The 22,527-nt window shown below is 69.8% G+C and carries 14 protein-coding genes and 1 pseudogene; 8 read left to right on the forward strand and 7 right to left on the reverse strand.

The features are described from left to right. Nucleotides 1-44 precede the first annotated feature (44 nt). The 3 genes from AB0I04_RS09925 to AB0I04_RS09935 all read left to right on the forward strand — a co-directional run bounded on the left by AB0I04_RS09925 (nt 45) and on the right by AB0I04_RS09935 (nt 5,188). Complete coding sequence (locus AB0I04_RS09925; RefSeq protein ID WP_360881633.1) at nt 45-1,238, forward strand: alpha-hydroxy acid oxidase; 1,194 nt, start codon at nt 45-47, stop codon at nt 1,236-1,238. Nucleotides 1,239-1,621: 383 nt separating this feature from the next. Further along, nucleotides 1,622-3,490, forward strand: coding sequence for a hypothetical protein (locus AB0I04_RS09930; RefSeq protein WP_360881635.1), 1,869 nt, complete (start codon nt 1,622-1,624; stop codon nt 3,488-3,490). A 249-nt stretch (nt 3,491-3,739) separates the two neighbouring features. Then, nucleotides 3,740-5,188 (forward strand): hypothetical protein, encoded by a 1,449-nt coding sequence (locus AB0I04_RS09935; RefSeq protein ID WP_360881637.1) that lies wholly within the window; start codon nt 3,740-3,742, stop codon nt 5,186-5,188. 47 nt (nt 5,189-5,235) lie between these two features. Here AB0I04_RS09935 and AB0I04_RS09940 read toward each other — a convergent pair whose 3' ends face one another. From AB0I04_RS09940 to AB0I04_RS09960, 5 genes and pseudogenes are all read right to left on the reverse strand, one after another. After that, the gene (locus AB0I04_RS09940; protein ID WP_360881639.1) at nt 5,236-8,475 is read right to left on the reverse strand and encodes a hypothetical protein; all 3,240 of its coding nucleotides are present in this window, start codon (nt 8,473-8,475) and stop codon (nt 5,236-5,238) included. Between the two features lie 116 nt (nt 8,476-8,591). Next, nucleotides 8,592-9,785 carry a hypothetical protein gene (locus AB0I04_RS09945; protein ID WP_360881641.1) on the reverse strand — a complete coding sequence of 398 codons (1,194 nt, stop codon included), beginning with the start codon at nt 9,783-9,785 and terminating at the stop codon, nt 8,592-8,594. Between the two features lie 127 nt (nt 9,786-9,912). Next, the gene (locus AB0I04_RS09950; RefSeq protein ID WP_360881643.1) at nt 9,913-11,124 is read right to left on the reverse strand and encodes an Ig-like domain-containing protein; all 1,212 of its coding nucleotides are present in this window, start codon (nt 11,122-11,124) and stop codon (nt 9,913-9,915) included. A 175-nt stretch (nt 11,125-11,299) separates the two neighbouring features. Further along, nucleotides 11,300-11,836 carry an aldehyde dehydrogenase family protein gene (locus tag AB0I04_RS09955; protein ID WP_360881645.1) on the reverse strand — a complete coding sequence of 179 codons (537 nt, stop codon included), beginning with the start codon at nt 11,834-11,836 and terminating at the stop codon, nt 11,300-11,302. After that, a pseudogene (locus AB0I04_RS09960) lies at nt 11,806-12,567 on the reverse strand (aldehyde dehydrogenase family protein); the annotation flags it as partial. The gene AB0I04_RS09955 and the pseudogene AB0I04_RS09960, both read right to left, overlap by 31 nt. 144 nt (nt 12,568-12,711) lie before the next feature. On the opposite strand from AB0I04_RS09960, the gene AB0I04_RS09965 reads away from it, so the two are divergent. The 4 genes from AB0I04_RS09965 (at nt 12,712) to AB0I04_RS09980 (ending at nt 18,094) form a co-directional block, all read left to right on the forward strand. After that, nucleotides 12,712-13,317 (forward strand): isochorismatase family cysteine hydrolase, encoded by a 606-nt coding sequence (locus AB0I04_RS09965; RefSeq protein WP_360881647.1) that lies wholly within the window; start codon nt 12,712-12,714, stop codon nt 13,315-13,317. A gap of 400 nt (nt 13,318-13,717) precedes the next feature. Beyond that, nucleotides 13,718-14,977, forward strand: a complete 1,260-nt coding sequence (locus AB0I04_RS09970) for an MFS transporter (protein WP_360881649.1) — start codon at nt 13,718-13,720, stop codon at nt 14,975-14,977. Between the two features lie 272 nt (nt 14,978-15,249). After that, complete coding sequence (locus tag AB0I04_RS09975) at nt 15,250-17,328, forward strand: tetratricopeptide repeat protein (protein WP_360881651.1); 2,079 nt, start codon at nt 15,250-15,252, stop codon at nt 17,326-17,328. 79 nt (nt 17,329-17,407) lie between these two features. Continuing rightward, the gene (locus AB0I04_RS09980; RefSeq protein ID WP_360881653.1) at nt 17,408-18,094 is read left to right on the forward strand and encodes a maleylpyruvate isomerase family mycothiol-dependent enzyme; all 687 of its coding nucleotides are present in this window, start codon (nt 17,408-17,410) and stop codon (nt 18,092-18,094) included. A gap of 121 nt (nt 18,095-18,215) precedes the next feature. Here the strand turns inward: AB0I04_RS09980 and AB0I04_RS09985 are convergent, their stop codons facing one another. Together AB0I04_RS09985 and AB0I04_RS09990 are read right to left on the reverse strand one after the other, a co-directional pair. After that, entirely contained in the window at nt 18,216-19,349 is a 1,134-nt protein-coding gene (locus AB0I04_RS09985; RefSeq protein ID WP_360881655.1) for an ROK family protein, read from the reverse strand. Next, nucleotides 19,346-20,542 carry an ROK family transcriptional regulator gene (locus tag AB0I04_RS09990; protein WP_360881657.1) on the reverse strand — a complete coding sequence of 399 codons (1,197 nt, stop codon included), beginning with the start codon at nt 20,540-20,542 and terminating at the stop codon, nt 19,346-19,348. The genes AB0I04_RS09985 and AB0I04_RS09990 overlap by 4 nt, the downstream gene beginning before the upstream one ends. Before the next feature lie 267 nt (nt 20,543-20,809). Between AB0I04_RS09990 and AB0I04_RS09995 the strand changes: the two genes are divergently transcribed. Continuing rightward, entirely contained in the window at nt 20,810-22,480 is a 1,671-nt protein-coding gene (locus tag AB0I04_RS09995) for a carboxylesterase family protein (protein WP_360881659.1), read from the forward strand. The last annotated feature ends 47 nt before the right edge of the window (nt 22,481-22,527 follow it).

The raw sequence follows: 22,527 nt of genomic DNA on the forward strand, positions 1-22,527 counted from the left end.
CGCGGATGAAAGGCGTGAATGTGAATCTTCGGGAGATCCGGTCCTTGATCAGGCTCGAGCCGTTCGAGCGCGACCCGGTACGACGGCGGCTCGCCCACTGCCACGACATCGACGACCTTCGCCGGGTCGCCCGGCGCCGCACCCCGAGAGCGGTGTTCGACTACGTCGACGGCGGCGCGGACGACGAGATCAGCATGGCCGCCAACGTCGACGCTCTGCGGCGGTGGCGGTTCACGCCGCGCTCCCTCACCGACGTGTCCTCCGTCGACACCGCGACCCGGCTGTTCGACCGGCCGGCCGCGCTGCCCCTCGTCCTCGCGCCGACCGGCTACACCCGCATGATGCATCCGGTCGGCGAGCCCGCCGTGGCCCGCCTGGCCGCCCGCCGCGGGGTCCCGTACACGCTGTCCACGGTCGGCACCACCTCCGTCGAGGACCTGGCGGCCATCGCGGGCCATCCGGACCTGTGGTTCCAGCTGTACGTGTGGAAGGACCGCGAGACCAGCTGGGGGCTGGTCGACCGCGCGGCTGCGGCCGGCTACCGCGTGCTGGAGGTGACCGTCGACACGGCCGTGTCCGGGCACCGTGGCCGCGACGTGCGCAACGGGCTGAGCATCCCGCCGAGTCTGACCGTCCGCACCCTGCTCGACCTCGGATCCCGCCCCGGCTACTGGACCCGGATGCTCCGCTCCCCCGGCCTGGAGTTCGCGAACCTCATCGGCGCGAACGGTGTGCCCGGCTCGGTGACGATGGAGAACATGGCCGATCAGTTCGGCCCGGTGACCTGGGAGGACATCGCCGAGCTGCGGCGGCGCTGGGCCGGCCCGCTCGTCGTGAAGGGCCCGGTCGGCCCGGACGACGCCCGCCGTGCGGTGGACGCCGGGGTCGACGGCCTTCACCTGTCCAACCACGGCGGCCGTCAGCTCGACCGGCTCATGCCGCCGATCGACACCCTCGCGGAGGTACGCGCCGCGGTCGGCGACGACGTGTGCGTCCTCGTCGACTCCGGCATCCGGCACGGCGCCGACCTCGCGGTCGCCGTGGCCCTCGGCGCGGACGCGGGAGCGATCGGCCGGGCGTACCTCTACGGCCTGATGGCCGGCGGCATCCGCGGCGTCGACCGCGCCCTGGAGCTGCTGACCGCGCAGTTCACCCGCACGCTCCAGCTGCTCGGCGTCTCCTCCGTCCGAGAACTCCGCGACCACGGCCGAGAGCTCATCCGCCGAGAGCCGGCCTGAGAGTCCGGCGCGACCGCGAAGGCCGGACGGAAGTCGGTCCGGCCTCATTTCATGCCACCGATCGGATCACGCGCAGCCAATATGCAATTGGCTGTGATCATTTTCCACTCTCGCGGCTTTTGTCGTTGATCGAAATCGCGGAACGGTATTAGACCTATCGGACCGCAGTGGTTACGGTCGGCCATAATGCAAAATTCGGCGCGAGCTAAGCGAGTACACAGAATCGCTGGTAATAGTCTGTTACGGTCCCTTGACGCCGCTCTGCACGGCCGGTCGGCCCGAGGGACGGAGTATCGCTGCCGGAGGTTCGCATGGCTTTCTCGGGACGATCGAGCCTGCTCGCACTGATAGACCAATTTATCCGAGTGAACGGCGGTCACCAGGTGACGCCGGATACGGTTCGCCCCGTCCTGGTACTCGAAGGCATCGGCGGGTCGGGCCGATCGGAGGTGCTCCGGCACGTCTGGAGACTGAACGCCGAGGCGGCACCCACGGCGATGGTCGACCCATTGGCCGTTGGGCAGGCCGATTCGATGCGCGACGTGCTGCGCGCCGTCATGCTCGGGCTGACCGCGAAGGTGCCCACGTACCAGGTCTCCTTCCCCCGGGTGGTGCTGGCCCATATCGCCATGGACGGCCCGATCGACAGTGGCGATGCCATGAAGGACGTCTGGACCCTGCGGAAGCGGATCGACGCATATCAAGACCGTGGCGCGGTGGTCAGGCTCCTCGTCCCGCTGGTCACCGACGCCTCCGCATATCTGAAGACGCCGGGAGCGGACAACCTCGTACCGGCTGCGGCCGAGGAGATCGCCGGGAGGCTGGAGCGGCGCCGGGCCAGGCTGGCGTGGAATGACGCGAAGGTGTGGTTCGGCCATCAGGACCAGGACTTCCGCCACGACCCGGAGCGGGCGCTCGTCCTTCTCAGCCGCCAGGCGCAGCAGGCGAGCGCCTCCGTCCGGCAGGACGTCGACCACCTGCTGATCGCCGCGCTGCTCGCGGATCTGCGGGACAGCCTCGCGCGGACCGTCAACCGCCAGTCGAACGCCGTCGTCCTCCTGGACAACGGAGACGCACCCTCTGCGAGGGAATTCGTGCGAGCCCTGAACCGGGTGCGAAGCGAGCTGAGGACTCAAGGGGCGCCGCCGGATCCCCTGGTGGTGGTCACCACGAGCGGCGGTCTCACCAGGTTCGACACCACAGGTCCGACCGGCCGTACACCCGGATGGTCCGAGTCGGCCGTGGAGCACCTGACCGCCGAGGAGATCGGCCGGCCCGGCTCGTTCCTGCGTGTCGTTCTCGACGGGCTGACGGAGAAGGACGTCCAGCAAATGGCGCGCGGGCGGCTGTGGGAATCGCTCGGAACCAGCGTCATCGCATCGACGATCCACCGGTTCACCGGCGGACATGCCAAGGCCACCGACCTCGTACTGAACCAGCTCCATCATGAACCCGCGCTCATCGACAATCTGGACGCCGTGCTGTCGAGGCCGCTGATCGACCTCGACGATCGGCTGGAGCGGCACGTACTCGACTCGATCACCGCCGGTCTGAGTCCACGGCAACACCGCGACAAGCAGCTCAGGAACGATCTGATCACGCTGGCGGCCGCACGGGACAACGAGGAGGCGCGACTACTGGCGCCGCTGATGGGAGATCGGGTGAACGCCGAGCTGGTTCTGTTCACCTCCACGACGCTGTGGTCGGCTCCGGGCCTCAGGGGGAAGCCGGCGATGGCCCCTTTCGTCCGCCTCCTGCTCCTACGCGAGCTCGCCGCCCGTGATCCGGCGCATGCGGCGGGATGGTGCGAGGTCTTCAAGAAGCTGCGCGACCACGCAGACGACCACGACGACCTGAGCGGTGTGCTCCACCACGACCTCGCGCTGGGTGAGGTCGGGAGCGTTGTCCGCAAGCTCTTTGATCTCCTGCCTGAGCTGCCGACGAACCAGTGGCTGGCGCTGCTCGACGGAGCCGTGGCGACCCCGCCGTTGGCCAGGTGTGGTGGCGCCCCGGCGCCTGACGCGCCATCGGCCACCGACCCGGCGCCTGGCGACCCCCTGGCCAAAGTCGCCCTCACCCGGCTCGTCACCAGCCTGCATCAGCTCACGAACCCGTTGCTGAGCAACCGGGACGGGCTTATAGAGCTCTATCTGATCGTCCGCCGCAGTTATCAGCAGCTCGACGACCAGATCCAGCTTCGCTTCGTTGACCGCACGATGCGTTACGAGGCACTCGCAAACGCCCTGGCCTGATCGTCAGATGGTGTCCGCGCTCATGAGCGCCGGGGAGAGAAAGGAAACCGAGCAACGGTGCATGGCCACGACCAGCCTCCCCGTCACAAATGGTGGATCCTCCCGAATTGGCCACGTCAGCGGCCGAGATGGCACGGGTGGTGGGGCGGGGGCGACTTTTGGAAAGACTGGTGGACGGCCTGGCGGCGACTGATCGCGTCCCTCCTCGCATTGGCGCTCGCCGCCGGCGTCGCGTCGATACTCGGTCCGGTGTACGAGCGGTTGACCTGCCATGCCGCCATATTCGGCTCCGACATCTGGCGGAAGGACGGCGAGTGCGTCGGTACGAGCACCGGCCGGTACGCGTTCCGCCGGCCCGAGGTGAACGCGGTGATGCGCAAGATCGCCGATCAGAACCGTAACGCGCGGGACGGCTCGTGCGGGAAGAACTCCAAGGCGGTGACCGTCGGCGCGCTGGTCACCTTGACGTCGAAGGACGCCGGGGGCAGGGCCGTGGATCAGCTCGAAGGCATCGCGGCCGCCCAGGCGAAGGCCAATGAGGACAAGGCCAACTGCAGCCACCCCGTCCGTGTGCGCGTAGGCCAGATGGGAGCGTCCGAACAGGCGGCGACCTCGGTGGCGAGGCTGCTGGCCGACGACGGTGTCGTCGGGGTGGTCGGAATGGGGCTGAGCTTCCAGCAGTCGGCCGACGCCGCCCAGGTGCTCGCCGCGCGGCACATCCCCATGGTGGCGCCGGTGATCACGGCGGAGGGCTTCGACAAGAACGGGTCCGCGGATGATGGACCGGACTTCAGAGGCTGTAACCCCGGCGCCACGTACAAGAACGGGGTCGGACAGGGTTTCTTCTACCGGGTCGCGTATCGCAACGCCGTACAGATCAACCGGCTGGCCGAGTACTTCAACCCGAACAAGAACAGGGTCAACTTCATCATGACCCCGGTCACCATGGACGACCCGTACACATGCACGGCGTTGCCGCTGTTGCACCGCCGGTTCGGCAACGTTCAGGAGGTGAGGTTCGACCCCACCGACCCGACGACGGTGCGGCAGTCCGCGCAGCGGATCTGCAGCAGCCCTGGCGCGGTGAACGTCCTCTACGCTGCCCGCGCCCGCGACCTGCCGACATTTCTGACAAGGACCGCGGATCTCTCCGCGAACGGGCAGTGCCAATTCTCCAGCATCACCGTGATGAGCACCTCCGACGCCGCCAGAATGCGGTCCCAGGAGACGGACACGGACGTCGAGCAGCAGCGCAATGCGGCACTGAACGCAGCGATGTTCCGCAACGGCAAGGTGCGTCTGGTGTACACGCCACTGGCCGACCCCGACCTGCTCGCCAGGTCGAGCAGTCCCGCCTTCACCGCGCTCAAACAGGAGTTCGCCGATCTCGGCTTTGCCGCAGGGCATCTCGACAGCGGCTGGGCGGTCAACGGGTACGACGCCATGCTCACGGTCGCCACGGCTCTGAACTCACTCAGCGCCGGCCAGAAGGTCACGCCGACCGAGGTCAACACGGCGATCGGCGGATTCTCCAAGGGCGGCCAGTCGGTCGCCGGGGCCGGCGGGAACATCACCTTCGACAACAACGGCAACCGCGACGACTCGGTTCCGCCCGTGGTCCGGCTCTGCCCGGCCAAGACCCCGGGCCAGGCCCCGCTGACGGTGCAGCTCCTCTCGGGGCACGAAAAGTGCCCCTGATGACGGTGACGATCGCGCGAGTGAGGGCTGCCCGCGCTCTCGAGGGGTCATCGGGTGCCGGCGGTGCGCTCCCTTCCCGCGGCCGCGACCCGGAGCCCTGGGGCCAGCCGGCCGAGGTCGGCGTCCGGCCACCGCTGTTCGATCGCCTTGACGAGCGCGACGACCAGGTCCCGGCCGTCGATGCCGTGCCCGGGTCCGCCGTCGCCCGGCAGCCGCCGCCACAGGTCGTTTATCGCCTCGAGGTACAAATCGGTCGGCCGCACGGTGTTCGCCTGCCGGAACAGGTCGACCACCGTCGCCACCGGCAGCCTGCCGACGTCGTCGCGGAGGCGCAGGAGGACGAGCCGGTACAGCTCCGGGAAGGCGGCGACGGCACGGAGGCATTCGCCGTAGACGGCCGCGCGTTCCCGGTCGGACGCGTCTCGCGTGTGGTCGAGCCGCGCCAGCTGGTAGGCGGGCAGGATCGCCGTCTCGTCGTCCGCGGACCAGCGGATCCGATCGCCCAGGGATTGGAAGAAGGGCACGGACTGGAGGAAGAGCAGCCCGAGGCGCCAGTTCGGCAGGAACGCCATCCTCCTGACGAGGAACCCGATGTCGCTGGTGGCGGGCACCCGAAGGTCGAAGGAGCCGATGGGATCGCCGGAGAGGTACACGTCGTAGGCGGTCGCCTCCGGCCGTGAGCCCGGCTCTGAGATGGCGAAGGCGTCCAGCACCGACACCGCGGAGCCGTCCTCCCGGCTCAGCCGGATCCGGAGGTCGTCCGTCAGACTCACCGTGACCCGGAGCGTCATCACGATCCCGTCCCACTCCGACGACGACAGCTGCGCCCGCCAGAGGTGACTCAGCTGGACCCAGCGCTCCACCACGGCGGCACCGGAACCGGGGAACATCTCCGCCACGGTGATCCCCTCGTCGGAGAGGAGGACGAGGAGGACGGTGAGGTTGGCCGAGTAGGCGGCGAGCCGCCGCGTGATCGGGTGCCCGGCCGGCTCGTAGCCGGCGTACGACCTGCCGCCGTGCGGGTACAGGGCGCCGTCGAGGAGTTCCCGCAGCAGCGTCCTGCGGGGGTCGGGATCGCCTGCCGGGGTCCGGCGGAGCAGCTCCCCCAGGAAGCCGACGATCGGTGCGCGTTCGGCGACGCACGCGAAGGACAGGACCGCGAAGAGGAAGCCGTCGTCGGGCCGGCCGCCTGCCGCCGTCGAGCGCGCGCTCATGACCTCCCGGACGGCGACCAGGTCGCCGAGGGCGCGGACGGTCAGCCAGGCGACGAGGAACTCCCCGAATGTCGGATGCAGGAACTCGAAGCTGCGTGCCCGCTGGTCGCGTACCCGCGCCTCGGAGCGGTGGATGAAGAAGAACCGGCTGGTGACCTGCTGCGCGGGGCTGAGCGCCGACGCGTCGTCGGAGGCGGTCGCCACCCGCTCCGGCAGCAGGACGGCGAGGTCCCGGTCCAGTTCATCCTCGGAGGCGGTCTGCCTGCCCCGGGCGAACATGGCGGCCGCGGCGACGGCCAGCCGCTCCAGTTCCGCTTCGGCGAGCCTGCGCTGAGCCTCGGACGGCAGTGCCGCGTTGTGCGGAGACTTGCGTACCTCGCGGAACGCGAAGTCCATCAGCAGGGCCTCGTACAGCCCCGCCTGTCCCAGGGCGGTCGTACCCGCGTGCTGCAGTGCGTTGTCGTTCGCGTCGAAGATGGCGAGCAGGAGCAGGAGCAGCGGCTGCCGGGCGAGCTCGATATGGGCCAGTACGGTCTCGGCCGGCAGCATCCGCCGCGCCCGCGCCTGGAGGATCTCCGCGTTGTGCCGGTTCCAGACGTCCAGCCAGTACCGCACCTGGTCGTCGGTGAAGGGCTGGAGCTGCAGCGCGATGCAGCCCGCCGGATACCGTACGCGATCGGCGACCACGGTGCGGCTCGTCACGATGACGGCGATCGGGTTACCGATCGCGAGCTGCCGGCGCTGCAACTCGCGTACCTGCTCCAGATAGTCGTACCGATTGACGCCCGACGCCTGCAGCATCTCGTCGAAACCGTCGAGCATCACGACCGGCAGTGCCCCGCCGGCCGCGTCGAGGAGGTCGGGCAGGGTCACCCGTTCTCCCGACTGCTGGAGGATCGCCTGCTCGATCTGTTCTTGGATCAGGGACTCGGCCGCGACGTCCCGCAGTTCGACCCGGATCGGCAGGAAGTCCTCCTCCGGGAGCCGCGCGGCGAGGATCTCGGTGAGCTTGGACTTGCCCGACCCTGGTTCGCCGAGAACGACGAGCGGGGCCTGGACCGCCCGGGGCGAGGTGAGGTAGCCGGAGAGGAACGTCTCGGCGTAGGGCGTCGGCTCCTGGCGGTCCCACCATTCCTGTCCCGCGGGGCTGTCCCCCGGCCGGACCTCCGCCACCTTGCAGCGTGGGTTGACGTACGCCTCGCCGAGCGTGGGCAGGACGACCCCTTCGGGCGTCCGGCCCGCCGCGACGATCGGCTCGGCGAGTGCCGCGCGGTAGCTCCGCAGCAGGTGGCGTCGCGGCCGGTCGCCGGGCCGGCTCGCCGCCATCTCGGTGAGGAGCCGGCCCACCTCGGACAGTCCCGCACCGAGCGCGTCGACCCGGGTGAGGTTCGCCCAGACCTCGAACTCCCGGTTGTCGGCGGCCAGGCGACGGAACGCCTGTTCGTAGCCGCTCAGAGCGGTGGGCGGTACGGCCATGACCGCCCGCGTCAGGCGCGTGCGTTCGGGGCCGGTGAGGTCGTCCCAGGCGGCGACGCCGCGGATGAAGGTCGTGAGCCGCCTCGACATGAGCTCATAGGTCGCCGTGATCGCCGCCCGGGTGCGCTCGTACGGCACGTGCGGTTCGGGCAACGGGAGCCTCTCGTTCACCAGTCCTTCGAGCAGTTCGGCGCCCCCTCGCGCCGGAGCGCCGCCGGTCGCGGTCGCGACCCGTTCGGCGGCGGTCAGCTCCAGCCGGTCGAGCTCGATCGGCAGGTCCGCCTGCTCGAGAGCCTCGAAGTAGGAGGACACCACAAGGACGGCATGGGCCGCGGCGAGCCGCTGCGTCCGGTCGAAGCGGGAGAGCCCGTTGCGCCGCTCCGAGATCCGGCGCACGGTCTCATGCCCGAACCTGACAATCTCCTCTTTCAGGTCGAACAGGTTGAGAGGGGCCGACACGTCGTGTCCGGTGGCCGCCGCCGCGACCGTCCACGTCGCGAGTCCCGCCGCCGCCAGCCGGTCGACGATGCCGACCAGGCGGCTGTGCCGGGTACCGAGGATCTTCAGGGCGTCGGCGTAGGTCAGCGACTCTGCCACACAGGCTCCTGGCGTGAGGGGGGCGGTGTGTTCCCGTGGGGGGCGGCGCTCCCATGGGGGTGCTCCCATCATCACCCAGGGAGCCGGAGGTTCCCACGATGGCGAGGACGCCGTCCTCAGTGGCGGTCGCCCGGGTCGTCGTACTCGATCCGCGAGGCGGGCTGGAACGGCCCGCTGACGATCTCGCGGACGAACCGGCCGCCGCTGAGGATCTCCTCGGCGGAGACCTCGTACGTGAAGTCCTGACCGGGCTGCAGCACGCGAGTGCCGATCACGACGGAACGCGCGGCACGGTAGATCGACGCCCACGGTGAGCAGTAGTACATCGATCCGGTCCGTACGATGTCGCCTCGGTACAGCGCAGCGTTGATCTGCTCCTGGACGCGTAGCGTCTTGGCGGGGTCGGGGTCGTGCCGCCACATCTCGTCGATCGACCGGATGGCCTGCGCGTCGCTCGTCCAGCGATGGAGGGAGCCGGGGTCGGTCAGGCACCAGGGGTCGAAGCCCAGGGCGCCCGGAGGAGGCAGCCGGTCGCCCACCGCGCCCCCGCCCATCACGCCGCGGCCGTACGTCGTGAGCAGGACGGGCATCGCGAGGAGCTGGCCCAGGTGGTAGTACGCGCCCAGGGCGTGCTGGAGCCGCTGCTCGATGATCTCGTGCAGCTGCTGGCTCGCGCCGGGTTCGAAGACGTGCGCGGCGTAGTCGGCGGCGGACGACGCCTCGGCGGCGATCTGACGCAGCCTGGCCAGTTCGGCGCGGTGGCCGTCGTGGGTGCACGCGACCTCGAAGGTGCCCAGGGCGACCTCGGTGTGCTCCCGGATGGCCTCACCGGCCGCGATCATGGCCTGCAGGTGCGGCGCGGGGCAGGGCTCGATCTCGATCCAGCCGGGCAGGTCGGCCGGCAGCGTCATGCCGGGATCCGGCCGGTAGTCCGGGTTGGCCGCGGCCTGGCGGCTCAGTGAGAGCCAGCCTTCGACCTGGCCGAAGAACGCCCAGACCTGCTCGGCCGTCACCCTCGGGAGGTACCCGACGGTACGGGTGTCGGCCCGGTAGTCGGCCTCGATCATCTTGTCGCCCAGGGTCTGCAGGACGTAGGCGTTCCAGGCGTACAGCTGCTGGGCGGCCGCCGCGAGCGGGGCGTCCCAGGGGTCGATCCCCCGGGCGGTCAGGTCACGGCGTACGGCCTCGGCCTCGTCGAGCGCCCGGTAGACCGCGACCCCGGCCTTCTGGATCGACTCGATCGTGTTCGCGGGGACCTCTTTCTTGAATCCCGCGACCACGCGTGTCAGTAGGCCCGGATTGGCCGTCATCGCTCTCCCGTCATGCCCGAAGGTGCTCTTCGCCGTCCTTCGACGTGGTCAGGACGGGTCACGTTCCATGATCGGAAATAGACGTGGCGGGGCCGCAGTCGCGGCCCCGCCGTCCGTCGTCCGTCCGTCAGCCCGTCAGCGGCGTCGTCGTCACCGGCTGCTTCAGCGCGCTCTCCTTCATCCACTTGGTGAAGGACAGCTGCCAGTAGCCCCAGCCGTTGTTCCACTCCAGGTCGCGGCTGGTCCCGGTGATGACCACGACGTCACCGCGGTAGGAGAGGTTGAAGAACCACTTGGCGCCGGCGGGCGTCTGCCGGACGCAGCCGTGGCTGCAATTGCTGTGCCCGAGGCAGCCGTACTCGCCGGGACTCTCGTGCATGTACTCGCCGCTGCTGCTGATCTGGACGTCCTTGTAGACCAGCTCGTGGTAATAGCCGGGCTCGCCCTTCTTGATGTTCGGCGAGGTCATGGTCACCACGGGCTCCTTGCCCATCGTGAGGTGGACGCCGCTCGTGGTGCGGAAGTCGTTGCCGTGGGAGTCGCCGCCGCCCATGCCACCGCTCACCGGGATCGTCTTGGCGAGCTTGCCGTCGACGTAGACCTTGCTCTTGTGGCTCTTGAGGTTGACCTTCGCGATGTGGGACGCGCCGATCGAGAAGTTACGGGTGACGTCCTTGGTGCCGTACACGCCGTTGGAGGCACGGACGCCGGCCAGGTGCGCGACGAGGCTGACCTTGCTGTGCGCGGGCCAGTACGACTGGGTCCGGAAGATGGCCTGCTCGTTGGTGATCCAGCGCCACGCGCCCTGCATCGGGGAGGTCGAGCGCACCTCCAGGGCCTTCTCGACCGCCGCGCGGTTGCTGACCGGCTGGTCGAAGGTCACGGTGATCGGCATGCCGACGCCGACGGTCTCTCCCGCGTCCGGCGTCACGTCGCTGATCTTCACCGTCGAGGACGCCTTGAGCGTCGTGAACTTACTCGTGGCGGTCGTGACCTTGCCATTGGCGTTCTTGGCGGTGGCGGTCACGGTGTACGTGGCGCCGGGCTTGAGCGTCCACTTGGTGTTCCAGCTCTTCTTGTCCGCGGACAGAGTGCCGTCGACGGTGCTCTGGCCCGCCTGCACGGTCACCTGCTCCAGGACGCCACTGCTCGCCGTGACCGAGACGCCCTTGTCCGGGCGGACCTTCTTGGCCCCGTCGGCCGGAGCGATCGTGGCCGCCGCGTCGGGAGCCTTGGCCTCCTTACCCGCCGGGGAGGCGCTCCCGCTGGATGAACACGCCGCGGCCAGCGTGAGAACCGCTCCGGCCGCCGCCGGCATGATCCATCGACCCGATTGCATGCGCACTGATGACCCCACTTCGCGCAGAAGATGCGCGGCTGAGGAGGGCATGCCAAGGAGACGCCGCCGCGCATCGTAGATCCCCGGTAATTCGAGCATCATAGTATCGATCATCGGCAATTAGCCCGGCAATCGGTACTTTCCATGCTCTTCACAGGAAATCGTGATCGGATCGTCAGGGACCGAGCGCGATGGAGACGGGCTCGAGGTAGGTGCGCAGGCCCTCCGGCCCCATCTCGCGGCCGAGGCCGGACTGCTTGAAACCACCGAACGGCGTGCCGAACGCCTGCGGGAAGCCGTTCAGGCTGACCATTCCGGTCCGCAGCCGCCGGGCGACGCGCAACGCCCGCTCCGCGTCGGCGGACCAGACGGACCCGGACAGCCCGTACATCGAATCGTTCGCGATGGCGACGGCCTCCTCCTCGGAGGAGTACGGGATCACGGCGACCACCGGGCCGAAGATCTCCTCGCGCGCGACGCGCATGGCGTTGGTGACGCCGGTGAGGAGGGCCGGATTGACGTACCAGCCGTCGTCCAGGCCGCCCGGACGCCCGCCGCCCACGACCGTGGCGCCCTCGGCCCGGCCCGTCTCGACGTACCCCTCGACACGCGCCCGCTGCGCCTCGCTGACCAGACGTCGGCGTCGCCGAGCACGACGGCGGCGGACTTGCCGCCGAGTTCCAGCGTGACGCGCGCGATGCGGTCCGCGCACAGCGCCATGATGCGGCGGCCCGCGGCGGTGCTGCCGGTGAAGGCCACCTTGTCCACCCGCGGGTGCCGGACGAGGTGCTCGCCCACCTCACGCCCGGCCGGCAGCACGCCGAACGCGCCCTCAGGAAGGCCCGCCGCGGCAAGGGCGTCGGCGAGCAGGTAGGCGCTCAGCGGGGTCTCCGGCGCAGGTTTGAGGATCACCGAGCAGCCGGCCGCCAGCGCCGGGGCGACCTTCAGGGCGGGGGCGCTCAGCGGGCCGTTCCACGGGGTGATGGCGGCGACCACGCCGGCCGGTTCCTGGATCACCAGGCTCCGGTTGACGCCGTCCTCCCGGATCTCTTCGAGGGGCTCCCGCTCGATGAGGTCCGCGTAGTAGCGCAGGTGGCGGATCGGGTTCGGAACATGGGCGCGCTCGGCGAACCAGCGCGGGCAGCCGAGCTCACCGGTGAGAAGGTCGACCGCGGCGTCGCCGAGCCGCTCGATGTGATCCGCCGCGGCCCGAAGGACGGCGGCGCGCTCGGCGACCGGGCGGTGGCGCCAGTCGCCGGCGGCGAACGTCTCGGCGGCCCGTGCGACGGCCGCGTCGACGTCGGCAACAGTGGCCGGCCGCACCTCGCCCACGGGCTTCCCCGTGGCCGGACTGCGCACCTGGGTGACCGCCCCGCCGCCGGACTCGTCCCAGACGCCGCCCACGAACACCCCTGGCCGGTGATGAATGCCGGAGACTGTCATTTCGCGCCCTCCATGCTCCGCGGCCCGCTCGCTCGGCGTTGAGACGGACCTTCCCGGACTGCTCGGAGGCGCCGCCGACACGAGACCGATCGCAAATCTATGCGTATCATATTCCTACTATTAGCCCGCTGGAAGGGAGCGCCCGTGGTCACCGCCGCGCTGGTCATCGACATGCAGAACGGGTTCTGCCGCGCCGACGGATCCCTCCCACGCGCCGGGTTCGGGCTGCCGCGAATCGACACGGTGATCCGGAACAACGCCGCGATGATCGACGCCGTACGCGCGGCGGGAATGCCGGTCGTCTTCACCCGGCATGTCTTCCGGCCCGACCTGGTGGACGTGCCGGCACGCATGATGGCGGCCCTGCCACCGGGCACGACACCCCTGGTCCGCGGCAGCCGGGACGCCGAGATCGTCACCGAACTCGCCCCGCTGCCCGGCGACCGCGTCATCATGAAGAACCGTTACGACGCCTTCCTCTACACGGACCTCGAACTCGTCCTGCGGCTGATGGGCGTCCGCCGGCTGCTCGTGAGCGGCGTCGTGACCAACGCCTGCGTCGAGGCGACCGTACGCTCGGCCGAACAGCGGGACTTCGAGGTCTCCGTGGCCGCCGACTGCGCCTCCGCCCCTGATGCCGCCCACGAGGCGGCCCTCGCGTCGATGGCCGTGTTCGCGACGGTCGGCCCCTGGCGGGAACTCCTCGCCGGGCTCCAGGCCGGCTCCGCGCCCGCCGGCGCGACGACCTGAAAGCCCGCGCGGAACCCGCGCGGAATGGGCGTCGGATCAGGGCAGTCCATTCCTCGCGGGCGCTGAACCCCGTCGGGCCGGGCGACGCGACTCACGTGCGAGGAACCGCGATCCGTACGGGTCACGCGCGGGGAAGACAAAGCCACAGTCGACCGGGTCCAACCGCGTGCTGTTGCGGCTGCTGCCGTCCTCGGCTCCTACCGGCAGGGCGGCCCGCCCGCGGGCGCTACTGAGCCGCCAATCAGTTGGGGTGGGCGGATCGGCGGTGACTGTTCGACCCGTGTTGTAAGAGCGGACCAAGCCCGGGCTCACAACGGTTGAGCTGACCATGATCTGGTCGCCTTCGCGGGCGACGAGTTGGGTCTTGTCCGGTTCGGCGGCCGATCACCATGATGTTTACGTGAACATCCGACAGGGCGGGGACGTGCGGCGGATGCCCGCCGGGTTGGTCGCGCTCGGGCTCGGCGGCTTCGGGATCGGTCTGACCGAGTTCGTGATCGCGGGTCTGCTGCCCCAGGTGAGCCGTGACCTGGACGTCTCCACTGCCGCGGCCGGGTGGCTCATCTCGGGGTACGCCCTGAGCGTCGCGATCGGCGCGATTCTGCTGACCGCCGCCACGACCCGCATCCGCCGCAAGGCCGTCCTCGTCGGCCTGGTGGCGTTGTTCGTCCTCGGCAACCTGCTGTCCGCCGTCGCGCCCACCTACGGCGTGGCGCTGCTCGGCCGCGTCGTCGCCGCCCTGTGTCACGGCTCCTTCTTCGGCATCGGCTCGCTCGTCGCCCGTCGCATGGTCCCGCCGGAGCGGGCCTCGCGCGCGGTCGCTGTGATGTTCGCCGGGCTGACGGTCGCCAACGTGCTGGGCGTGCCGTTCGGCGCCCTGGTCGGCGAACGTTACGGCTGGCGCGCCACGTTCTGGGCGATCACCGGGATCGGCGTGCTGGCACTGGCCGCCATCGCCGTGTGGGTTCCGGCCTGGGCGGGCGCCGTGGACGAGGCCCACAGGCCGACCGGCCTGCGTCCGCAGCTACGCTCCTTCCGTTCCTGGCAGGTCTGGCTGACGCTCGCCGCCACCGCCCTCGGCTACGGCGGCATGTTCGGGGCGTTCAGCTACATCGCGTACACCTTCACCGAGGTCACCGGCTTCTCCAGCACCGACGTCGCCTGGCTGCTCGTCGTCTACGGCTGCGGCCTGGTGATCGGCAACGTCGCCGGGGGCCGGGCGGCCGACCGGGACCGTGACCGTACGCTCATCGCGTCCCTGGCGGGACTCGCCGTCACGCTCGCGGTGTTCGGGCTGCTGGCCGACGGGAGGGTCGCGTCGGTGGTCCTGGTCTTCCTGATGGGCGTCTTCGGGTTCGCGAGTGTCCCGGGCATGATCACCCGTGTCACGGACGCCGCCGGCGGCGCGCCGCTCGCGGCCAGCGCCAACGTTTCGGCCTCCAACGTCGGCAACGCCCTGGGCGCCTGGCTCGGCGGCCTCGCGATCAGCGCCGGCCTCGGCTACACCGCGCCGCTGTACGTGGGCGCCGCGGTCGTGGCGGTCGGCCTCGGCGTGATGGTGGTCACTACACGCACCGCCTCGCCCCCGCCGGCCAGCCCTGACCAGGCCGCTGGTCACGCCTGGCTGGACCAGGAACGCGGGCACAGCACGAGCCGGTAGCCGCCCAGGTCCCCGGAGGCATTCCAGTAGGGGTTCGGCGACGCGACCCGCCTGCCCGCCTGCCCGCCTGCCCGCCTGCCCGCCTGCCCGCCTGCCCGCCTGCCCGCCTGCCCGCCTGCCCGCCTGCCCGCCTGCCCGCCTGCGACCGTGAGTCGCGAACCCTTAAAGCCGTGGCTCCTTCGGTAAAAGATCGGCGTGAAGTTCTTCTCGTTTCTTACGTGTTCGACTGTCGATCCCCGCGACGCGTAGCAGGACGTTCAACGCTTGTTGGCATGGAGATTGAAGGTGCGCCGCCGGTCAATTCGAGTGTGTCCGTCTTCCGCATACCGCCGGCGTGGTGGCGCAGGGCGATCGTCGGGTTCGCGGGTCTCTTGTCGGCCGCCGTGCTCGCCAGAGATTTCTCACGACCACACGCCCTTGTGGGGACGCATGAGTTCAACTCTTATAACGATGGCGTTTATTTCGGCGCGGCATTGCGACTGACCAACGGGTATCTTCCTTATCGAGACTTCACGTTCTTGCACCCGCCAGGCCTGCCGATGATATTGGCGCCTATCGCCGCGTTGAGCCACATCGTCGGTGAGCCGGTTGCGATGGCGATCGCTCGCCTCCTGACGGCGGTGACCGCGGTGGGAGTCGTCGTGCTGGGCACATTGATCGTGCGGTATCGCGGGCGTATCGCCATGATGACGGCAGGCGTGGCCTTGGCCTGCTCCCCGAGAATCGTCGATGCCGCCGATACGGTCGAGCTCGAGGGGTACCTTCTCATATTCTGCCTGCTCGGCACGCTTGCCCTGTTCGACTCGACCGGTCGTTTCACGTCAAGTCGGCATCGAACGTTGGCGGGTGGTCTGGCCTTCGGCTTCGCCTGTACGGTCAAAGTCTGGGCGTTGATGCCGATCGTTGCCGTGCTGGCCGTCTGTGCGGTTTCCTGTTTGGCGCACAAACAATGGTGGCGGGTCAGGTGGCTGCTCGGCGGCATCACCGCTGGTGCGGCTGTTCCTCTCGTCCCGTTCTTTGCGCCGGCCCCTGCGGCATTCGTACATGATGTGGTCGTCGTCCAGCTCACCAGAAGAAGCTCGGGGTGGCAGGAACTACCGATCGGCGCCAGGCTTCAGTCGATGACCGGCCTTGACGCGCTGCCCCGCCTGCACGCGGCATCCGCTATCGCCATCGGCGCATTGCTGGCGCTGGCGTTGGCGGTCGTCGTCAGCCATGTGATGGTCGGCGACCGCGTCGCACTGGACTGGTTCATACTCGCGGGCGCGACCGTCGCGGTAGCCGGGCTGTGTGTTCCGCACCAGTTCTTCAGAACCTACGGTTACCTTCCCGCGGTGTTCCTCGCTTTGCTGCTCGGCGTGGTCGTCGGCAGATTCGCTCGTGCGGGATTGGCCGGCCGTTATGGACCAAATCTCAACGTGGTGGCCTTGAGGCGTACGGCGACGGTGATTCTTTTGATCGTCGGCTACGTCGCCGTCCTGGCGCAAATCGGATACACGCGCAACTTTACCTCCAAGTACGTCGACTCTGGGCGTACGCTTTCCCCCTATATCCGCCCAGGCGCATGTGTGGTATCGGATGGCGCCTCAGCCCTGATCGAGGCCGATCGTCTCGTCGCGGCCCGGCGTTGTCCCGCGACGGTCGACGTCTACGGGCAGTGGCTCGCGGCAAACCCGGCGCACCCGCCCCCGTACATCGGACCATTCGAGCCGCGGCTTATTCGGACCTGGGAGTCGGCCATAAGCCAAGCCGACTACGTCCTTCTGGCCGGCCCGCAATCGACCTTCGTACCCTGGACGGTCGGGTTGCACTCGTATTTCTGGTCACACTATGCGCTGATATACATAGGGCCCGGCGGCTGCCTCTTCCAGAAGATAGAAACCCTCAACCCGAAAACCCTTCCGCCTGGATCCGCAGATCGACTGCTCGCAGCGGGGATCTCTGCCCAGCGAGCCGCCGACACGGCGGACGCCCAGATCTATTACACGGCCGCGGCACGAATAGACCCACGTAACGCGTTGACCCACTTCGACCTCGGCACCATCTTCCAGGGGAACGGGAACGCCGTCGGTGCGCAGAGCGAATACAAGCGTACCCTCGCCATCAATCCGCGCTTTGGCGGAGCGCTCTATAATATGGGCGTACTGCTGGCCGCGACCAGGCCGGCCAAAGCTATTTCGTATTATCGGAGGGATTTGCGAGTCGAACCGGGCCACGCGGCAGCAAATCTCAACCTTGGCCTGCTACTCGTAAGGCAGGGCGAGACCAGCCGAGGTCGAACTTTGATACGGAAAGCGATTCGCCTGAATCCGGCATTTAAACAACAGCTCCCACCGGGAATAAAACTGTAATGCCGGCACAAGGCGCCCAGCCCCGCCGAGACGGCGAACTCGAGTGAGTCCCGTCGGCGGTGCGCTGTATCTTGGCGCCATGGATTACCTGGCCGCTCTCCGACGCGAACTCGACGCGTTCGGTGCCGCACTGGACGGTGACTTGTCCGCTTCCGTCGAGCATTGCGGTGACTGGACGCTGTTCGAGCTGGCTGCCCATATGGGAGCAGGTAACTTGTGGGTCGTCACGGCCGTGGAAGAGGGACACGGCAATGACTACGACGAGGGTGCTGCGCCTCGGGACCAGGCGGCGCTTGAGGCCTGGTACGCCGAAACGGCGAACACGCTCGTGCGGGCGCTGTCGGTCGATCCCTCGACCGATGCGTGGACGTTCTTTCCTCCGCACACGGTCGGGTTCTGGCGTCGGCGCCGCAGCCAGGAGACGCTGATGCATCGCTGGGACGCCGAGAACGCGGTCGGCTCGGCGACACCGATGGACGTCGCGCTCGCCGCCGACGGCGTCGCCGAGGTCTTCGACACCATGGCGCCCCGCATGATCGCCAGGGGGCACGCCACCGAGCCCGAGCAAGCCGTCCGGATTATCGCCACCGATTCCGGCGGGTCCTGGACCTACGGGCCCGGCGAGCCGATAGCCGAGATCTCGGGTAGGGCCGAGGACCTGCTGCTGATGCTCTGGGGCCGGAAACCGCGGGATACGGATTCGGTGGCCTGGACCGGGGATCGCGAGGCGGGGCTGCGCGTCTTGGCCGGACCGCTGGTGCCCTGACCGGCTCGGATCAGGTCACGTTGGCTCTGGCGACGATCTGGCGTAGCCGAGATATCGCTGCACGCGACCACTCGGCTTCCGCGCGACCTGACCCGCCGCGAGTCGAGCGTCCGGGCCCCGTTCAAACCGCGCCTCGCAGGTGGGCGCCCCTGGCCAGCGCGATTCCGCCCAGTGGCTCCGCTCGGATGCCGAGTGGCGAGGGGATCACCGGTAGGTCGCCGACGGCGGGCAGCGCGGTGCGGCGTATCCCGTCCCGCATGCCGGCCAGCACGGCGGGGTGCGGTGGTACGTCGGCCGTGCTCACCACGACGCGTTCAGGGTCGATCATGTTGGCCAGCGCGCCGAGCTGCTCGCCCAGCAACTCTCCGATACGGCCGAGCACGCGCCCGGCGGCGGTGTCTCCGGCGTCGCAGCGCCGGAACAGCTCGGTCAGTGCCAGCAGACCGCCCTTGCCGCCGGTGCTGTGCCGGGCGGCGATGTACAGCTCCATGGCCAGGCATCCGCGGGCCCCGCACACGCACGGGTGACCCATCTCGTTGATCTGGACGTGGCCGATCTCGCCGGCGTAGCCCGCGGCGCCCCGGTAGAGCCGCCCTCCGATGACCAGCGCCGAGCCGATGCCGGGAGCCAGCTTCACGTACACCAGGTCGCGGCAGCCCTGCCCGGCACCCTCGGTGATCTCGCCGACGGCGGCCAGGTTCGCGTCGTTCTCCACCGTGATCCGGACGCCGGGCAGCCGGTCCCGCAGCCACTCCGCCGGCCGGAAGCCGACCCAGTCCGGCAGGATGCCGCGGGGCTGCGGCTGGTCCCCGTCACCGACGGGACAGGGCAGACCCAATGTAAGGCTCGTCAGCGACTCCACCGCCGAGTCCAGTGTCGTCAGGCATTCGTGCAGGAGCCGGTGGCCGCGGTCCAGCGCGCCCCTGGCGTTGAGGGCGACGTCCAGCGTCTCCTCACACTCTGCCGACGCCCCGTCATCGGCGTTCGCGACCCGGGCCCGGACGGAGTCACGCGAGAACGCGAGCGCGGCGAACATCCCCTGAGGCGGCCGCCTGCGCCAGCGCTGCGCGGGCCGTCCCCGGCCGCCGGACGCGACGGCGGGCTCGCACAGCACGGCCCCCTCCGCCTGCAGCCGGTGGAGCATGTCGGCGAGCGTCGGCCGGCTCAGCCCGCTGATCCGGACGAGGTCCGCCATCGTCACGGCGGTGTCGTACGGGATCAGCGCCAGCAGCCGGGACCTGCCCCCGCCGGTCATGCGCGCGCCTGCGACGTCGGCCGGACGACCGGGACGGCGATCTCCGTCGCCCGTATGAGGGCGCCCAGGCTGCTCCCGCGTTCGCCCAGCTCACCGGCCACCAGGCGCATCCCGTCGCCCACCGCCGGATGGGTGCGCCGGTCCAGCGACTCTCGGAGTCCGGCGAGCACCGGCTCGGCGGCGTCGGCCAGCAGTCCGCCGAGCACGACCGCGGCCGGGTTGAGCATGTTCGCGAGGTCGCCGACGACGGTGCCGATGGCCCGGCCCGCGTCGGTGAGCGCGCGCCGTACGATCGGATCGGCGTCGGCCAGCTCGATCAGCCGGGCCGGGCCGATCGTGCCGAAGGACGGCCGGAGCACTTCCAGGATCGCGACCGACGACGCCAGAGACTCCAGGCAGCGGTGGCCGCCGCACCGGCAAGCGCGGCCCGCGCCGCCGGCGGCGCCCACCGGGATGTGCCCCAGTTCTCCGGCGAGGCCGTGGAAGCCGTGGTGTACGCGTCCGGCGAGGATCAGGGCGGCGCCGATGCCGGACGAGACCTTGAGGTAAAGCAGGTCCTGAAGGCCGCGGCCGGCGCCGAGCCGGGCCTCCGCCAGCGCCCCGAGGTTGGCGTCGTTGTCGATGACGACGGGCAGCCCGAGCCGATCGCCGAGTTCGGCGGCCGGGCGGGAACCGCCCCAGCCGGGCAGGATCGAGCTGGTCACCACGCTCTGGTCGGCGGCCAGGACAGGTGCCGGAAGGCCCATGCCGACCGCGACCGGCTCCCGGGGACCCGGCAGCGGCGCGAGCGCGGCGCGGATCTCCTCCTCGGCCGCTCGCAGCGCGTCGTCCCGGCGGCCGGCCACGTCGAAGTCGATGGTGTGCTCGTTCAGCACCCGCAGGGACATGTCGGCGACGGCGACCGACAGGTGGCTGTGCCCGAAGTCGACGGCCGCGACCAGCCCGGCCGCGGAGGTGAGCGACAGCCCGGCGACCGGACGGCCCGGCCGGCGGTTCCCGGGGTCCGGGCCGGCGGTGCGCTCGGCCAGCAGCCCGGACGACAGAAGCTCCGCGACCGCGCCGGACACCGACGACCGGGACAGCCCGGTCCGCTCGATCAGCTCCGCCCGGGTGAGGAACACCTCCCCGCGCAGCTCGTCGAGGATCAGGCGCACGGCGGTCGGCCTCCGGCTCGCCCAGGCTGAGTCGGTCATACGCAAAACTCCAGCGGATCTCCCGGCTATTACGTTCAGTATTTTACATTAATAATTTTCGTAAAGCGCTGGACAAAATAGGTCCTTAATTAATCTCATTGACCGGTTAGATGCTGCTACCTAGTCTCCTCTTGCAGATCGAACCGGAGTCCGGCGCCGAAGGCAACCACTCGTGATCGGGGGCCGATTATGTCGCCACGCTGCGGAAAGCCGAAGTGACCACACCTCGGAATCCGCGGCCCAGGGCGGCTTGAGAGGCAGGTACACATGATCCGCCGACGACCGCGCCAAAGATCGATTCACTCCATCCTCATCGGGACGGCCCTCGTGCTGCCGGCCCTGTACGCAGCCCCGGCCCAGGCCGCGGCGTCCGGCGGCGGTGACCGGACCGTCGTCAGGACCGACAAGGGCCTCGTCCGGGGCAGCACGGTGCACGGTGTCGACAAGTTCCTCGGCATCCCGTTCGCGGCGCCCCCGGTCGGGGACCGCCGCCTCGCCGCACCCGCGCCCGCGCCGCGCTGGTCCGGCGTGCGCCAGGCCACGAAATTCAGCCCGGCCTGTCCACAGCTGCCGAGCGGCAACGGACCACGCTCGGAGGCCGAGGACTGCCTCTACGTCAACGTCTTCCGGCCCGCCGGGGCGCGGAGCGCGCACCGTCGGCTGCCGGTGCTGTTCTACATCTACGGCGGCGGCCTGCAGAACGGCGGCGCCCAGCAGTACGACGGGGCGAAGATCGCCGCTGACAACAACGTCGTCGTGGTCACCGCCAACTATCGGCTGAACGTCTTCGGCCTGCTCACGCTCCCCGGGCTCAGCGGGAACTACGCGCTGCTCGACCAGCAGGCCGCGCTGCGCTGGACGCGGACGAACGTCGCGGCGTTCGGCGGCGACCCCGGCACGGTGACCGTCGGCGGCGAGTCCGCGGGCGGGATGTCGGTGTGCGCGCACCTGGCCGCACCGGGCTCGGCGGGGCTCTTCGAGCGCGCGATCGTACAGAGCGGCTCCTGCCCGTCGGTACCACGGGCGCAGGCCGAGTCGCAGGGCACCGCGTTCGCCCGCTCGGTCGGCTGCTCCGACCCGGCCACCGTGGTGGCGTGCCTCCGCGCCAAGCCCGTCGCGGAACTCCTGGACGCGAGCACCCGCATCCAGACCTCCTTCGTGCACGGCGGTGATCCCCTGCCGACCGCACCCGCGGACGCGGTGAACACCGGCCGCTTCGCCCGGGTACCGGTGGTCATCGGCGCCAACCACGACGAGGGCCGGACCTTCGCCCTCGGGTTCCTCGGGTACACGCCGGCGCAGTACGAGGCCTGGGTCAGGTCGGTGTACGGGGACAAGGCCTCCGGGGTGCTCGAGCGCTACCCCGTCAGCGCCTACACCGGCCCGTACGCCCCGGTCTACGCCATCGCGGCGATCATGACCGATGCCGGCCTGGTCGCCGGCATCGGGGGATGCCCGGCGCTGAGCCTCGCCCAGCAGATCGCCCGCCACACCCGCACCTACCAGTACCAGTTCGACGACCGGAAGTTCCCCGGGCTCACCCCCGGCAAACCGGAGGGGTACGAGTGGGGCGCACCGCACGCGGGTGAGCTGCCCTACCTGTTCCCGAGCTTCGACAACGGCACGCCGATCACGCCGTACTTCACCGCCGCCCAGCGCCGGCTCGCCGACGACATGAGTCACTACTGGGGTTCGTTCACGCGCGCCGGCACTCCCAACTCGCCGCTCCACGGCCTGGCGTACTGGCCGGATCTCAGGGCGAAGGCCGTGCTTTCGCTCCGGCCCGGTGGGCAGAACACCCGTATCTCCTTCGGCGAGTACCGCGCCGAGCACAACTGCGACTTCTGGGACGGCTTGTCGGCTCCCGGCGCCTCGGCCCGCGCGACCGACCTGATGACCGCCCGCGGCGCCGGCCTCGGAACGCCCGCTCTCGGCTGACCGACCCCGGCGGGTTCCGAGGTTCCCGGGCCCGCCACAGCGCCCCG

Origin of the sequence: Actinoallomurus sp. NPDC050550 (assembly GCF_040655075.1) — a bacterium.
In the GTDB taxonomy this organism is placed as follows: Bacteria; Actinomycetota; Actinomycetes; order Streptosporangiales; family Streptosporangiaceae; genus Actinoallomurus.